The organism is Demequina zhanjiangensis (assembly GCF_030418315.1).
GTDB classification, from domain to species: Bacteria; Actinomycetota; Actinomycetes; order Actinomycetales; family Demequinaceae; genus Demequina; species Demequina zhanjiangensis.
In genome coordinates, this window is record NZ_JAUHPV010000010.1 from 43,235 (window position 1) to 58,358 (window position 15,124).

Annotated in this window: 15 protein-coding genes; 10 read left to right on the forward strand and 5 right to left on the reverse strand. The window is 70.2% G+C overall.

The genetic code is table 11. The annotated features are described in order from the left end of the window. Nucleotides 1-72: 72 nt before the first annotated feature. On the reverse strand, nucleotides 73-831 hold the full coding sequence (locus tag QQX04_RS13595; protein WP_301130101.1) for a hypothetical protein: 759 nt from the start codon (nucleotides 829-831) through the stop codon (nucleotides 73-75). Nucleotides 832-977: 146 nt separating this feature from the next. Between QQX04_RS13595 and QQX04_RS13600 the strand changes: the two genes are divergently transcribed. Next, on the forward strand, nucleotides 978-1,463 hold the full coding sequence (locus QQX04_RS13600; protein ID WP_301130102.1) for a rhodanese-like domain-containing protein: 486 nt from the start codon (nucleotides 978-980) through the stop codon (nucleotides 1,461-1,463). A 166-nt stretch (nucleotides 1,464-1,629) separates the two neighbouring features. Beyond that, nucleotides 1,630-2,631 carry a TIGR03557 family F420-dependent LLM class oxidoreductase gene (locus tag QQX04_RS13605; protein WP_301130104.1) on the forward strand — a complete coding sequence of 334 codons (1,002 nt, stop codon included), beginning with the start codon at nucleotides 1,630-1,632 and terminating at the stop codon, nucleotides 2,629-2,631. A 24-nt stretch (nucleotides 2,632-2,655) separates the two neighbouring features. Here the strand turns inward: QQX04_RS13605 and QQX04_RS13610 are convergent, their stop codons facing one another. The 4 genes from QQX04_RS13610 to QQX04_RS13625 form a co-directional block, all read right to left on the reverse strand. After that, on the reverse strand, nucleotides 2,656-3,429 hold the full coding sequence (locus tag QQX04_RS13610; RefSeq protein ID WP_301130106.1) for an ABC transporter ATP-binding protein: 774 nt from the start codon (nucleotides 3,427-3,429) through the stop codon (nucleotides 2,656-2,658). Beyond that, nucleotides 3,420-4,466: an iron chelate uptake ABC transporter family permease subunit gene (locus tag QQX04_RS13615; RefSeq protein ID WP_301130108.1), complete on the reverse strand. Its 1,047-nt coding sequence runs from the start codon at nucleotides 4,464-4,466 to the stop codon at nucleotides 3,420-3,422. The genes QQX04_RS13610 and QQX04_RS13615 overlap by 10 nt, the downstream gene beginning before the upstream one ends. A 3-nt stretch (nucleotides 4,467-4,469) precedes the next feature. Next, nucleotides 4,470-5,471 (reverse strand): putative F420-0 ABC transporter substrate-binding protein, encoded by a 1,002-nt coding sequence (locus tag QQX04_RS13620; protein ID WP_301130110.1) that lies wholly within the window; start codon nucleotides 5,469-5,471, stop codon nucleotides 4,470-4,472. Nucleotides 5,472-5,603: 132 nt separating this feature from the next. Then, nucleotides 5,604-6,992: an aminotransferase class I/II-fold pyridoxal phosphate-dependent enzyme gene (locus QQX04_RS13625; protein ID WP_301130112.1), complete on the reverse strand. Its 1,389-nt coding sequence runs from the start codon at nucleotides 6,990-6,992 to the stop codon at nucleotides 5,604-5,606. A 148-nt stretch (nucleotides 6,993-7,140) separates the two neighbouring features. Here QQX04_RS13625 and QQX04_RS13630 point away from each other — a divergent pair, with 148 nt between their 5' ends. The 8 genes from QQX04_RS13630 (at nucleotide 7,141) to QQX04_RS13665 (ending at nucleotide 15,039) form a co-directional block, all read left to right on the forward strand. Continuing rightward, nucleotides 7,141-7,989, forward strand: coding sequence for a nitrilase-related carbon-nitrogen hydrolase (locus QQX04_RS13630; protein ID WP_301130113.1), 849 nt, complete (start codon nucleotides 7,141-7,143; stop codon nucleotides 7,987-7,989). A 28-nt stretch (nucleotides 7,990-8,017) separates the two neighbouring features. Then, on the forward strand, nucleotides 8,018-9,454 hold the full coding sequence (gene hydA, locus QQX04_RS13635; protein WP_301130120.1) for a dihydropyrimidinase: 1,437 nt from the start codon (nucleotides 8,018-8,020) through the stop codon (nucleotides 9,452-9,454). A 44-nt stretch (nucleotides 9,455-9,498) separates the two neighbouring features. Next, nucleotides 9,499-10,515 (forward strand): TIGR03842 family LLM class F420-dependent oxidoreductase, encoded by a 1,017-nt coding sequence (locus tag QQX04_RS13640; RefSeq protein WP_301130122.1) that lies wholly within the window; start codon nucleotides 9,499-9,501, stop codon nucleotides 10,513-10,515. 14 nt (nucleotides 10,516-10,529) lie between these two features. Continuing rightward, on the forward strand, nucleotides 10,530-11,402 hold the full coding sequence (locus QQX04_RS13645; RefSeq protein ID WP_301130124.1) for an ABC transporter permease: 873 nt from the start codon (nucleotides 10,530-10,532) through the stop codon (nucleotides 11,400-11,402). After that, nucleotides 11,399-12,205, forward strand: coding sequence for an ABC transporter ATP-binding protein (locus tag QQX04_RS13650; RefSeq protein WP_301130125.1), 807 nt, complete (start codon nucleotides 11,399-11,401; stop codon nucleotides 12,203-12,205). The genes QQX04_RS13645 and QQX04_RS13650 overlap by 4 nt, the downstream gene beginning before the upstream one ends. Next, nucleotides 12,202-12,969, forward strand: coding sequence for an ABC transporter permease (locus tag QQX04_RS13655; protein ID WP_301130127.1), 768 nt, complete (start codon nucleotides 12,202-12,204; stop codon nucleotides 12,967-12,969). The genes QQX04_RS13650 and QQX04_RS13655 overlap by 4 nt, the downstream gene beginning before the upstream one ends. A gap of 50 nt (nucleotides 12,970-13,019) precedes the next feature. Then, complete coding sequence (locus QQX04_RS13660) at nucleotides 13,020-14,204, forward strand: ABC transporter substrate-binding protein (protein WP_301130128.1); 1,185 nt, start codon at nucleotides 13,020-13,022, stop codon at nucleotides 14,202-14,204. A 202-nt stretch (nucleotides 14,205-14,406) separates the two neighbouring features. Continuing rightward, nucleotides 14,407-15,039 (forward strand): hypothetical protein, encoded by a 633-nt coding sequence (locus QQX04_RS13665; RefSeq protein WP_301130130.1) that lies wholly within the window; start codon nucleotides 14,407-14,409, stop codon nucleotides 15,037-15,039. The last annotated feature ends 85 nt before the right edge of the window (nucleotides 15,040-15,124 follow it).

The following is a 15,124-nucleotide window of genomic DNA, read 5'->3' on the forward strand; positions in this document are numbered from 1 at the left end:
GCCGATGCGGAGATCCGCAAACCTGTGGAGAACCGTGCAAGCGCGCCGGGCCGCACACGCGCGAGCGGGCTGTCAGCCGTCCGCGCGATACGAGGCGGCGGCGGCCTCCACCTCCGCGCGGAACGGCTTGAGCCCGCCCGACGGGGTGGTGAGGGTGAACGTCACGTCCGAGTCTCCGCACCGCACGAGCAGCAGCAACGTGTCGGTGGAGTCGCCCGTGAGCTCGACCGTCGCGGTCTCGTATCCGAGCGGGCTCTGGCCCACCTCCATCGCACCCAGCCCGGACCTGTCCGCAGGCAGGTAGTAGCCGTCCATCGCGTCCTCGATCGGCAACGACGCAGAGTCGCCTGCGGCGAAGACGTCCACCTGGAGCAGCGCATCGGACGCCGCGGCCGTGCCGCCATCGAGGGCCCATACGCCCCCGAGCCAGTCCCCGTCCTCGGGCTGCGCCTCGAGGTGCTCGGCGGTGACGTCCGCCCAGCCGTCGGGGATCGACAGATGGCCCCAGTAGTTCCGGAGGTTCCACACCGCGACCCCATCGAGGTCTGTGCCCAGGTACGAGGGGACCGATCCGTTCTCCGCGATCACGGACTCCCGCGTCGGCTCCGGAGCGTCGGGGGAGGCTGCAGGCGCCTCGGACGTCGGAGCGGCTGAGGCGGCCGCCTCAGCCTGGGAGAAGAGGAGGAACCCGCCTCCGATGCCCACCGCGATCGTCGCAAGGACCGCCGCGATCACGACGGCCACGATCCAGGGGCCGCGCCGTCGCCGCGCCTTCACCGGGCTCGTCTGCTCGCCGAGCGGTGCCTCAGCACCCTGCCCCGTCTGTGACATCAAGCTCTCCCTCTCGCGTGCGCGGGAGCCTTCCCGCGGCGGCCACCGGAGCACCCTATCGGTCGGTTCCGGAAGCGAGCTGAGACTTCCAGCCCGGTGCCGGAAGCCTCTGGACCGGCACCGTCCCGCGTGCGTACCTTCTATCCATGGAGACCGTCCCCACTCCGGCCCAGGCCGCCGCGCACTTCGCAGCCCGTCTCTCCTTCGAGACGGACTGCTCCGACGTCCACGCCGCTCTCGAGTCCGGTGAACCTGGCTTCGTGCTGATCGACACGCGCAACGTCGAGGCGTGGGAGCAGGGGCACGTGCGCGGCGCGATCCACATGCCCAAGCCCGACATGCCCGCGCGCATCCCCGCCGAGTTCCCTGAGGGCACGCAGTTCGTCGTCTACTGCTGGGGCCCCGGCTGCAACGGCGCCACCCGCGCGGGACTCATCATCAGCGAGCTCGGCTACGCCGTGAAGGAGATGATCGGCGGCTTCGAGTACTGGGCCCGCGAAGGTCTGCCCGTCGACCGGGAGGCCCACGACCAGGCGAGCGGCATCACGCTGACGATCGACGCGACCCGCGTCCCGGACCCGCTCACCGCGGTCGCCAGCACGTCGGGCGAACGCATCGCCTGCGACTGCTGAGGCTTCCGAGCGCTGGCATCGCTTGAGTGCCGGGATCGGCGTGGAGCTCGGCACTCACGCGATGCCAGGACGCGCGGGCGAGGGCTGACGGGACAGCGTCCGTGCGGCACGCCAGCGCACAGGTCCAGTTCTATCCGTGCGCTCAGGTGCCGATCCGGCGCGTACGATGCCGCGCATGACGATCGGCTACTCGGCGATGCTCGCGCAGCTGGCCCCGCGCGAGGCGGTCGACCTCTCGATCCACGCGGAGCGCCACGGCTTCAGCGGCGTCATGGCCGCCGACCACTTCCAGCCGTGGGTACCGCAGCAGGGTCAGGCGCCGTTCGTGTGGAACGTGCTGTCGGCGATCGGCGAGCACACGACCGGCGACCTGGGCCCTGGGGTCACGACGCCGACGTTCCGGTGGCATCCCGCGATGGTCGCCCAGGCGTCGGCCACGCTGGCCGCCCTCCATCCCGGGCGGCACTGGCTGGGAATCGGCTCGGGTGAGGCGCTCAACGAGCACATCGTCGGCGAGTACTGGCCCGAGCCGCCCGAGCGCATCAACCGCATGTTCGAGGCGGTCGAGATCATCCGCAAGCTGTTCGACGCCTCGCTCGCGGGGAGGGACGTCCGCCACACGGGCACCTACTACAGGCTCGAGTCCACCCGCCTGTGGACCATGCCCGAGGTCGCGCCGGCGATCATGGTCGCCGCCGCTGGACCGGTGGCCGCGCGTCGTGCTGGCAGGAACGCCGACGGGCTCATCACCGTCGGCGCGCCCGCCGCGCGCCTCGAACAGCTGCTCGCGAGCTTCTCCAAGGGTGCGCGCGAGGCCGGCAAGGATCCGGCCGTCATGCCGAAGGTGCTCCAGCTCCACCTGTCCTGGGCTCCCACGTACGACGAGGCGCTCGCCCACGCGATGACCGAGTGGCCGAACGGCGCGATGCGGTTCCCGCATGGCGACATCCGCTCGCCCTACGAGATCGAGCAGATGGCGCGTCTGGTGCGGCCCGAGGACTTCGAGGATCGGATGCTGATCAGCGCCGACCTCGAGGAGCATCGCGCGAGCATCCAGCGCTACCTGGATCTGGGGTTCGACCGCATCTACCTCCACCACGTAGGACGCAACCAGCGCGAGTGGATCGAGGCGTTCGGCGCCGAGGTGCTCCCGGCGCTCTCGCATTGAGGTCCGGGCCGGCGGTGCCTGCGGCTAGTCGATCGAGCCGTCGAACGCGATGACAGGCCGTCCGTCGCTCGGGTGGGTGAGGACGGTCGCGGACACCCCGTAGACCTCGGAGAGCGTCCGTGGCGTGAGGACCTCGGCGGGTGGGCCGTCGGCCGCCACGGTGCCGTCGCTGAGCACGATCACGCGGGTGCACCAGCGGGCCGCATGGTTGAGGTCGTGCAGCGCGGCGACGACGGTCACGCCGAGCCGCGACACGAGGTCGAGGGTGTCGAGCTGCGCGGTGACGTCGAGGTGGTTCGTCGGCTCGTCGAGCAGCAGGATGCCGGGCCGCTGCGCCAGCGCCCGGGCCACGCTGACCCGCTGCCGCTCGCCCCCGGACAGGCTCTGCCAGGCGCGATCGGCGAAGGCGCCCGCGCCGACGGAGTCGAGGGCCGCGCGCGCCTCGGCGCTGCGGCGCGCGTGGTCGCCGCGTGCGAAAGTCCTGTGGTGGGGGAGCGAGCCCAGCTCGACGATCTCGAGCGCGGTCAGCGGGATGTTGCGGTCCGCCTGCTGCTCCATGAGCGCGAGGCGCCTCGCGATCTCCTGGCGGGGCGCGCGATGCGCGACGAGGCCGTCGACGGTGACCTGCCCGGAGGTGGGCGAGAGCATGCCCGCGATCGCGCCGAGCAGGGTGGACTTGCCCGCGCCGTTCGGTCCGAGCAGGCCGACGAGCTCGCCGGGTCCGGCCGAGAAGGAAACGTCCGACAGCACCTCCCGGTGCCCCCGGTGGACGGTGACGTCCTGGACGTTCAGCTCCATGTGGACCTCCCCGACCGCCACAGCACGAGCACGAACACGGGCACGCCGATCAACGCGGTGACCACGCCGACGGGGATCTCGCGGGGGTCGAGCACCGTGCGGGCCAGCGTGTCCGCCCAGACGAGGAAGATCGCACCGCCGAGCGCCGCAGCCGGGAGGACCCGTCGGTGAAGGCCTCCGGTGAGGGCGCGGACCACGTGGGGGAGCACGAGCCCGACGAAGCCGATCGCCCCGCTTGTGGACACCATCGCACCGGTGAGCGCGGCGACGAGCACGAACAGCACGATGTAGGTGCGTCGCGCGGGGATGCCGAGCGCCTCGGCCGCGGACTCTCCCAGGGCGAAGGCGTCGAGGCGAGGCGCGTAGAGCCGCAGGACCGGGTAGATCGCCACGAGTGCGATCGCTGCGACCGCGACCGTGGACCACGAGGATCCGGCGAGCGACCCGAGCAGCCAGCTCAGCACCTCCCGGTACGAGTCGCCCTTCGCGGCGATCACGATCACGAGGGAGGTCGCAGCGGCGAAGAGCTGCGACATCGCGAGACCCGCAAGCACTGCCGTCGTCGGCGTGATCGCCCCGGCGAGGCGGGCGATTCCGAGCGCCGCGACGAGCGCCACCAGGGCCCCGACGAAGGCCGCGACGGGCAGCGCCACGGTGATCGCGACCGCCGACCCGATGCCGAGCAGGAGCACGGACACGGCGCCGAGCGAGGCGCCCGAGGACAGCCCGAGCAGGTACGGGTCGGCGAGCGGGTTGCGGGTGATGCCCTGCATGACGACGCCCGCGGTCGCGAGCCCCGCGCCGACGAGGGCCGCTGTGAGCACGCGGGGGAGCCGGATCCCCCACACGATCGCATCCGTCGTGGTGGAGGGAGCCGAGCCCGCCCCGAGCCCCAGGTGGGAGGCGACCACATCCCAGACCTGCCCCACGGTGAGCCCGGCCACCCCGATCGTCACGGCGACGACGATCGAGAGGGCGAGCAGCACCGCGAGCGCGACGGGGACCGCCGCGTGTGCTCGGATGGGTCGGACCTCCATGTGTCAGTCGGTCTCGATCTCGGCGAGCTGATCCACGATCGACTGGACGGCCTGCGCGTTGCGCACGCCCGCCTCCCCCGCCGCGAAGGGGACGATCACGTACCGCTGCTCCTGCACCGCGGTGAGGTTGGCGGTCGCGTCCATGGTCTCGAGGCGCTCGATCTTGCTCTCGGCGGTGTTCCATGCGGCGTCGACGAGCACGATCACGTCGGGATCGGCGGCGACGACCGACTCCCACGTGACGGCGGTCCACGTGTCGTGGACGTCCACGATGTTGGTGAGCCCGGCGGCGTTCATCATCATCTGCGGCGCGCCGATGGCGGCGCCGACGTACGGGGTGTCGTCTCCCGAGGAGTACCAGAGCGCGGTGAGCCCGCGGTCGTCGGGCACCACCGCGTCGAGGTCCGCCCGCATCTCCGTCACCAGCGTCGCCGCCGCGTCCTCGGCGCCGAGCACGGCGCCTGCCTCCTCGATCTGCGAGAACAGCAGGTCGAAGGTGAGCGGGTCCGGCTGGTAGCCGTCCTCGCGGCACGCGGACGGGGCGACGTACGAGGCGATGCCGCGGTCCGCGAGCACGTCGCGCTCGCCGACGCCGTCGGCCGCGAAGTTGGACTCCCAGCCTCCGAAGATCAGGTCCGGCTCGAGTGCGAGCGCCGCCTCCTGGCCGGGGAGGAAGTCGGACAGGACGGGGATGTCGGTGGGCGCGTCGGAGTAGGGCAGGTCGATCTCGCCGTCAAGGAAGGAGGCGCCGACGATCCGGTCGCCGAGGCCCAGCTCGAGGACGAGCTCGGTGGTGGTCGACTTGACGGTGACGATCCGCTCGGGCGAGCCGCCCAGAGGGACGTCGAAGCCGCAGTTGTCGACGCTCGTGGGGGCGAGGTCGGCGGTCGCGGTGGGGCTTGCCGACTCGGCGGCGGGGGGCTCCGACGCGGTGGTGGCGGAGCAGCCGGCGAGGGCGACGACGGCGGTGGCCGCGACGAGCGCGGGCAGGGTGTGGCGAGGCATGGAGGTGTCCTTGAGTGGCGACGACGACGGCGATCTCGTACGGGCCTGCCGCCCCGATCTGGACGGCGCACCATGCCACACCCGGCAGGGACCCTGGGTGCCAGCATAGCCACGACGTGTTGCCGGGAGGTGTCAGCCTTCGTGGGCGGCGAGAGCGATCGCCGCGGCGATCTCGGGGAAGCCTTCGACGAGCAGGCCAAGGCTGACGCGGATGTGGTCGCCCCGGTGGGGTCCGGGCTGGAGTCCACGGGGCTCGTCGTCTCCGCCCACCTGGAAGGCGCTGCCAAGGCTCACGCGGATGCCGTGCGCAGCAAGCGTGATCTGGGCGGCCTGCTCGTCGCGCACAGGCACCCACACGTTGAGGCCGTCGGCTGCGGACACTGTGACGCCGGCGGCGCGGAGGGCTGCGGCGAGCTCGCGCTGGCGGGTGAAGTAGGCGTAGCGGGCGCGTCGGACCGTGGCCTCGGCAGCGCGGTCCTCGAGCAGGTGGTGCAGGAGCGCCTGCGTCATCCGCGAGGTCCAGCCAGGACCGAGCACGCGGTGCCCGACGATGCGGTCGATCGCCCCCTGGGGTCCGCCGAGCGCGGCGATGCGCAGGTCCGGGCCATGGGACTTGGAGAAGCCGAGCAGGTGGAGCGTCCGGGAGGGCAGATGCTGGCCGAGGCTCACGGAGGGCGCGGCGGTGACGAGGGCGCTGTGGTCGTCCTCGATTACCACCGCGTCACGGCCGTAGCGGTGGCGGGTGAGCACGGCGGCCAGGTCTGCGGCGCGGCCGGCCGTGAGGGAGGCGCCGGTCGGGTTGTGGGCGCGCGGTTGCAGGACCACCGCGGCGGGCCGTGAGGACAGCGCGGCGTCGAGCGATTCGGGCAGCATGCCGTGCCTGTCCATCGTGGCGGGCACGGCCATCAGGTGCAGGTGCTCGAGCAGGTCGAGCAGCACGGGGAACGTCGGCGTCTCGACCACCACACGGTCGCCGAAGCGGGCGACGGTGCGCAGGGCGCGCTCCATGCCGTCCATCACCCCGTCGACGACGGTGAGCGCCTGCGGCTCGTACGGCCAGATGCGGCGCAGGGGGGCCTCGAGCTCGGGGATGAGCGGGGGCTGCAGGTAGGTGGCGACGTTCGCGTGGCGGGGCAGGGCGCGGTCGAGGCTGGCCTTGATGTCGGGCAGGAGCGCCGGGTCGGGCATGCCCGTGGCCAGGTCGATGCGGGGGAGCGTCCCCTCGGGTGAGGGCGCGCGGCCCGCGAGCCGGTGTGAGCGGGGCGTGAGCCAGGGCGTCGGCTGCTCGAGCACGAAGGTGCCGGCGCGTCCGCGGGCAGCGATGAGGCCCGCGGTGATGAGGCCGTGCCACGCGTTGCTGACCGTCGCGGGGCTGACGCCGAGCTCGGCGGCGAGCGCGCGGACCGTGGGGAGCCGGGTGCCGGGGGGCAGCTCTCCGGTGCGTATCAGCATGGACAGCGCTGCGGCGATGCCCTGCGGATTGGGCTCCTCGATCTCCCGGACCAACGTCCCGACGTCCATGGCGGCAGCCCCCGGTCCGTGCTCATGTCGTGTCCCGTCCGTAACGAGACAGTCACGAAAGGAAACAGAGGAGAAATGTTCAAGCCTCACGATAACAGTCATTCGAGACGCCTCAGCGACGCCTCAACGACATAGAGGAGCGAATGGAATGACTGTCATCAAGGCAGCGATCACCCAGACGACGTGGACCGGGGACAAGGAGTCCATGCTCGACAAGCACGAGCAGTTCGTGCGCGACGCCGCGGCCCAGGGCGCGGACGTCATCTGCTTCCAGGAGCTCTTCTACGGCCCCTACTTCGGGATCACCCAGGACAAGAAGTACTACCGCTACGCCGAGCCGGCCGACGGCCCGATCGTGCAGCGCTTCGCCGCGCTTGCGAAGGAGTTCTCGATGGTGATGATCCTCCCCATCTACGAGGAGGACATGACCGGGGTGTACTACAACACCGCCGTCGTGGTCGACGCGGACGGCACCATCGTCGGCAAGTACCGCAAGAACCACATCCCCCACGTGGACAAGTTCTGGGAGAAGTTCTACTTCCGTCCCGGCAACATGGGCTACCCCGTCTTCGACACCGCCGTCGGCAAGGTCGGCGTCGTCATCTGCTACGACCGCCACTTCCCCGAGGGCTGGCGCGAGCTCGGACTCAACGGGGCCCACCTCGCGTTCAACCCCAACGCCACCAAGCCCGGCCTCTCCAACCGCCTGTGGGAGATCGAGCAGCCCGCCGCCGCCGTCGCCAACGGCTACTTCGTGCTCGCCCCCAACCGCGTGGGCCGCGAGGACAACGAGTACGGCGACGAGGCGGTCGACTTCTACGGCAAGTCGCAGATCGTCGACCCGCGCGGCAACTACGTGGGCGAGCTCGGCTCCGGCACTGACGAGGAGTTGATCGTCCGCGAGCTCGACATGGACCTCGTGCAGCAGATGCGCGACGACTGGCAGTTCTACCGCGACCGCCGCCCCGACAGCTACGGCGAGATCGTCGCCCCGTAAGGCATCAGGAACGAAGGGAGAGACCATCATGGCCACCACACTCATCAAGGGCGGCACCGTCGTCTCGGCCACCGGCCGCGTCCTCGCCGACGTCCTCGTCGACGACCAGACCATCGTCGCCGTGCTCCAGCCCGGCTCCACGTCGCTCGGGCACGACCTCGCGTCCACCGTCGACCGCGTCATCGACGCCACCGGCAAGTACGTGATCCCCGGCGGAGTCGACGCTCACACCCACATGCAGCTCCCGTTCGGCGGCACCAACGCGTCCGACACGTTCGAGACCGGCACCAAGGCCGCCGCCTGGGGAGGCACGACCTCGATCATCGACTTCGCCGTCCAGAAGACCGGCGAGAAGGTCGAGGACGGCCTCGCCGCCTGGCACGAGCTCGCGAACGGCAACACGTTCGTCGACTACGGCTTCCACCAGATCATCGGCGGCGCCGACGCCGACGCGCTCGCCGCGCTTCCGAAGCTGGTGGACGAGGGCATCACCTCGTTCAAGATGTTCATGGCCTACCCGGGCGTCTTCCACTCCGACGACGCGCAGATCCTCAAGGCCATGCAGATCGCGGCGGACACCGGCCTGATGACGATGATGCACGCCGAGAACGGCCCGGTCATCGACGTCATCGCCGAGCAGCTCGTCGCCCAGGGCAAGACCGACCCGTACTACCACGGCGTCGCACGCGTGTGGCAGGCCGAGGAGGAGGCCACCCACCGCGCGATCATGCTGGGCAACATCACCGGTGCCCCGCTCTACGTGGTGCACGTGTCCGCCAAGCAGGCGCTCGCCCAGATCGCGACCGCCCGCGACGGCGGCCAGAACGTCTTCGCCGAGACCTGCCCTCAGTACCTCTACATGTCGCTCGAGGACCACCTGGGCGCCACCTCCGAGGAGTGGGGCGCTTTCGAGGGTGCCAAGTACGTCTGCTCCACCCCCGTGCGCTCCAAGGAGGAGGAGCACCAGGACCACATGTGGAACGGCCTGCGCACCAACGACCTCCAGATGGTCTCCACCGACCACTGCCCCTTCTGCATGAAGGACCAGAAGGAGCTCGGACTCGGCGACTTCCGCAAGATCCCCAACGGCATCGGCTCTGTCGAGCACCGCATGGACCTGCTCTACCAAGGCGTCGTCACCGGTGAGATCACGCTCGAGCGCTGGGTCGAGATCACCTCGACCACGCCCGCCCGCATGTTCGGCATGTACGGCAAGAAGGGCGTCATCCAGCCCGGCGCCGACGCCGACATCGTCGTCTACGACCCCAACGGTCACACCTCGATCGGCGTGGGCAAGACGCACCACATGAACATGGACCACTCCGCCTGGGAGGGCTGGGAGATCGACGGCCACGTGGACGTCGTCATGTCGCGCGGCAGCGTGCTCGTCGAGAACGACACGTTCCTCGGCACCAAGGGCCACGGCTCGTTCGTCAAGCGCGGCCTGTCCCAGTACCTCATCTAGCCGCGCCCCGCCCGGCCTCACCCTTCCCCCGAGAGGAAAGACCCATGGACTTCGGAGTGGTCGTCCAGACCGATCCGCCCGCGCAGCGCACGGTGGCGCTCGCGAAGAGGGCAGAGGAGCACGGCTTCGGCTTCTTCTGGACCTTCGACTCGCACCTGCTGTGGCAGGAGCCGTACGTCATCTACAGCGCGATCCTCGCCGAGACCGACCGCATCAAGGTCGGCCCCTACGTCACCAACCCGGCGACCCGCGACTGGACCGTCACCGCATCCACCTTCGCGACGCTCAACGAGATGTACGGCAACCGGACCGTGTGCGGCATCGGCCGCGGCGACTCCGCCGTCCGCGTCCTCAACGGCAAGCCCGTCACCGTCAAGGAGATGCGCAAGTCGATCGAGGTGATCCGCGAGCTCGCCAACCGTCGTCCGGTGGAGCACAACGGTGCGACGCTGCAGTTCCCGTGGGCCAGGACCTCCGAGCTCGAGGTGTGGGTCGCGGGCTACGGGCCGCTCGCGCTCAAGGCGGCAGGAGAGGTCGGCGACGGCTTCATCCTCCAGTGCGCCGACGTCGACATCGCCAAGTGGATGATCGAGACCGTCAAGACCAACGCCTCCAACGCGGGCAAGGACCCTGACAGCCTCGAGTTCTGCATCTCCGGACCCATGTACATCGGCGACGACTGGGAGCACATGCGCGAGCAGTGCCGCTGGTTCGGCGGCATGGTCGGCAACCACGTGGCCGACATCGTCGAGAAGTACGGCAAGGGAGACCACATCCCCGACGTCCTCGCCGACTACATCGCCGAGCGCAAGGGCTACGACTACAACGAGCACGGCCGCGCAGGGAACTCGCACGCCGAGTTCGTGCCGGACGACATCGTCGACCGCTTCTGCGTGCTCGGCACCGCCGACCAGCACATCGAGAAGCTCGAGGCGCTCAAGGCCGTCGGCGTCACGCAGTTCGCGGGCTACCTCCAGCACGACAACAAGGAGGAGACCCTCCGCGTGTACGGCGAGAAGGTCATCCCCGCGCTGTCCGACTCCATCACGGCGAAGAGCTGAGCGGGGGAGCGACGATGTCCAAGCGTGCGGCAGCGGTCCTGTGGGGGATCGCAGGAGTCATCGCCGCGCTCGCGATCTGGGAGATCTACAAGGCTCTCGGACCCGACGAGGGCGTGGTGATCGGCGACGTCACCGTGCTGCCGCGCACCACCGACATCGCCATGCCGCACACCTGGGACGTCCTCGCCCGCCTCTTCGAACCCGTGACCCGCGCCGCCGGGGCCGACGTGCTGTGGTGGGCGGTCCTCCAGGCCGCCGCCTTCTCGCTCGGCATCGCGGCGCTCGGATGGCTCATCGGCGTCACCTTCGGGCTGGGCATCGCGCTGCTGATGCAGCGGTGGATCACGGCCGAGTCCGCGATCCTGCCGTGGGTCGTGCTCAGCCAGACCGTGCCGCTCATCGCCATCGCTCCGCTCGTCCGACGCTGGGGCTCCGAGATCACGATCGGCTCCTTCCAGTGGGAGAACTGGATGTCCGTCGCCGTCATCGCGTCGTACCTCGCGTTCTTCCCCGTCGCCGTCAGCGCGCTGCGCGGGCTCAAGTCGCCTCCCAGCGCCGACACCGACCTGTTCCGCGCCTACTCCGCCTCCTGGTGGACCACCCTGCGCAAGCTCCGCCTGCCGTCGTCAGTGCCGTACCTCATCCCCGCGCTCCGGCTCGCCGCCGCGAACGCCGTGGTCGGCACCGTCGTCGCCGAGGTCTCCATCGGCCTCGGCGGAGGAATCGGCCGCATGATCATCGAGTTCGCCGCCACCGCGAGCGGCGACCCCGCCAAGACCTACGCACCCATTCTCGGCGCAGTGCTGATCGGACTCGTCTCGGCGGGCCTCGTGGCGCTCATCGGCGTGGGACTCAGGCGCTACACGAGAGGAGGGGCTCCGGCATGACCGCCAAGCCCGTCGCCGTCACCGTCACGAACGTCGACAAGATCTTCCGCTCCCGCAAGGGCGCTGAGGTTCACGCGCTCTCCGACGTCAGCCTCGAGGTCGCCGCAGGCGAGTTCATCTCGCTCATCGGCCCCTCCGGCTGCGGCAAGTCCACCCTCATGCGCCTCGTCGCCGACCTCGACGGCATCACGTCCGGTGAGATCACCGTCTTCGGCAAGACCCCGGAGAAGGCGCGCAAGGACCAGGACTACGGCATCGCCTTCCAGCAGGCCGGCCTGCTGCCCTGGCGGAGCGTCCGCGCGAACATCGAGCTGCCGCTCGAGATTCACGGCTGGGAGCCCCGCGACCGCAAGGAGCGCTCCGACGAGCTGCTCGAGCTGATCGGTCTCGCCGACTTCGCCGACCACAAGCCGGACCAGCTCTCCGGCGGCATGAAGCAGCGCGTCGCGATCGCCCGTTCGCTCGCCGAGCGGCCGCGTCTGCTGCTCATGGACGAGCCGTTCGGCGCGCTCGACGAGATCACGCGCGAGCACATGCAGAACGAGCTCGTGGCCCTGTGCCAGGAGACCGGAGCGGCCGTCATCTTCGTCACGCACTCGATCCCCGAGGCAGTGTTCCTGTCCGACCGCGTCGTCGTCATGTCGCCCCGGCCCGGACGCATCACCGAGGTGATCGACCTGGACTTCTCCAGCCGCGACGAGGAGCTGCGCGAGGACGCCGCCTTCTACGAGGGCGTCACCGCAGTCCGCAACGCCCTGCACGGCGGCGAGACCGCCGGCGCCCGAGGGGTGGAGAACCGATGAACGCAGGCTCGACCGCACGCACGCTCCTGGCCCCCGTGGTCCTGGGGGCGGCAGCGATCGCGCTCTGGCAGCTGCTCGTCGTCGCCTTCCAGGTCGAGCCGTTCCTGGTGCCCAGCCCGTCGGGCATCGCCGGCGCGTTCGCCGACACCGCGTCGGGGATCATGGAGGCGAGCCTCGCGACCGGCCTCAACGCCCTGATCGGCCTGCTGATCGGCGCCGTCCTCGGCATCTTCGTCGCCATCATCGCGAACGCCCTCACCTTCCTGGACCGCATGCTCGTGCCGCTCGTCGCGGCGCTTGCCGTGATCCCGATCGTCGCTCTCGCGCCGATCTTCTACGCCATGTTCGGCGCCGCCGCCGAGACAGGGCGCCAGCTCGTCGCCGCCGTCGCGGTGTTCGTGCCGATGTACCTCAACACCCTGCACGGCCTCCGCCAGGTGGAGCCCGTGCACCGCGACCTCATGCGCTCGTACGCTGCGACGAAGGAGCAGACGAACCGCATGCTTCTCATCCCAGGGGCCATCCCCTACGTCCTCACGGGGCTCAAGATCGGGTCCTCGCTCGCCGTCATCTCCGCGCTCATCGCCGAGTACTTCGGAGGGCCCGCCAAGGGTCTCGGACGTGCGATCACCTCGTCGGCCGCCGCCAGCAACTACACCGTCGCCTGGGCCTACGTGCTCGGCGCGGTGCTGCTCGGCACGGTCTTCTACGGCGTCACCGCCGCACTTGAGAGCTTCTCGCACCGTCACAGGAGCGGGACATAGGCCCCCGGCGCACGACGGGGGTCCCGACAGGGGAGAACAGGGAGAGAACCATGGTTCAGATGGCACGACGCGGACGCCGCGTCATGGCCGGAGCGGCGCTGGCGGTCGCTGGCACGCTCACGCTCGCCGCTTGCTCGGGCGACACCGAGGCCTCGGAGCCCGAGGGCACGTCGTCCGACGCGCCGGCGGCCGAGGAGCTGACGCCGGTCTCGGTGCAGCTGCAGTGGCTGACGCAGGCGCAGTTCGCCTGCTACTACTCGGCGCTCGACCAGGGCTACTACGAGGAGGCGGGGCTCGACGTCACGATCCTCCCGGGTGCGGTGGACATCGTCCCGATCGACGTCCTGACCTCCGGTGGCGCCGACTTCGCGATCTCGTGGGTCCCGAAGGTGCTCGGCGCCGTCGAGCAGGGCGCGGCCGTCACCAACGTCGCGCAGATCTTCGAGCGCTCGGGCACGCTTCAGGTCGCGTTCGCCGACTCGGGCATCACCTCGGCGGCCGACTTCGCGGGCAAGAGCATCGGCTCGTGGGGCTACGGCAACGAGTGGGAGCTGATCGCCGGCATGCAGGCCAACGGTGTCACGCTCGACGACCTGGCCGGCGGCTCGACCGTGCAGCAGGCGTTCGACATGAACGCCTTCATCGCGGGCGACATCGACGCGGCGCAGGCGATGACCTACAACGAGTACGCGCAGGTCCTCGAGACGATCAACCCGGAGACCGGCGAGCTCTACACCGAGGACGACCTGGTCGTCATCGACTGGAACGACGAGGGCAGCGCCATGCTGCAGGACGCCATCTGGGCCGACGCGGACCGCCTGGCCTCCGAGCCCGCCTACGAGGAGGCCACCACGGCGTTCATCAAGGGCACCATCGAGGGCTGCGTCTTCGCGAAGGACGACCCGCAGGCCGCGGCCGACATCGTCACCGCCGCAGGCTCGACGCTCGGCACCTCGCACCAGCTGTGGATGGCCAACGAGGTCAACAAGCTGATCTTCCCGTCCACCTCGGGCGTGGGTCACATCAACGAGGACCAGTGGGACGCGACCGTCTCCATGTCGCTCGAGACGGTCAACCCTGAGGGTGCGACCATCATCACCACCGAGCCGCCGGAGACCGCCTACACGAACGACTACGTGGACGCGGCCCTCGAGGAGCTCGAGGCCGAGGGCGTCGACGTGTTCGGCGCCGACTACGCACCGATCGAGGTCACCCTCAACGAGGGCGGCGAGTGATCCGGACGCAGGTCTGAACCTGATCGGCCGACGGTCCTCCAAGGCCAGCCGATCTGAGCCGAGACGGGCGGGGCGATGCGCAGGCATCGTCCCGCCCGTCTCTTGCGCTTGCGCCGCTCTCGTGGGTGCGCGCACGGCCACGTCTCCCGGCAGGAGGGTGTCGACGACGTATCGTGGCGACGACCAGACTGTGAGGAGCATCGTGCAAGCCCGAAACCTCGTGCCCACCGCCTTCGCGGCAGCCGCAGCGCTCGCCGTGCTCGCGGGGTGCACCTCGTCACCCGAGCCCGAGCCGACGGAGACCGCCGGGCCGACCGTCGCGGCCACCTCGTCAGCCCCGGCCTCGACCGCCTCACCGACAGGTTCGCCGAGCCCCACTTCCACGGCTGAGGCTCCGCGTGAGCCTCGAGTCGAGGCGCCGGCCGACTGGTCTGAGGCCTCGTCTGAGATCGTGGACCAGATCGCCGCCGACCCTTCGGTCGACGAGGTCGTCGGGGTGTGGACCCTCTCCGACGGATCTGTCGTGTCGGTCGTCTCGACCACGAACGACAGCGGGTCGACGGATGCGGAGGCCTACTTCGCGTCGACGTTCGGATCCCTGGGCGCCGAGGACGGGGTGGAGGTCTCGCACGAGGTCACCACGACCGACGCGGGCGACCCGCTGCTGATGGTCGACACGGTGCCCGCGGGAGGGCTCGGCGGGGACGCGCAGTCCATGTTCTACGTGCTCACCTCCGAGGTCATCGTGTCGGGTGTCGTGACGACCTCGGTCGACGCCGCCGCGGATGTCTCGGACCAGATGCACAGCCTCGCCCGATCCGTCACATTCGAGTGACTTTGGCCACGCCGGCTCAGGGCCTGCTGGGAACCCGCCGATAACTCACTTACCCTGGGCGCTGCGCGCTCTGGCATCCGTTGAA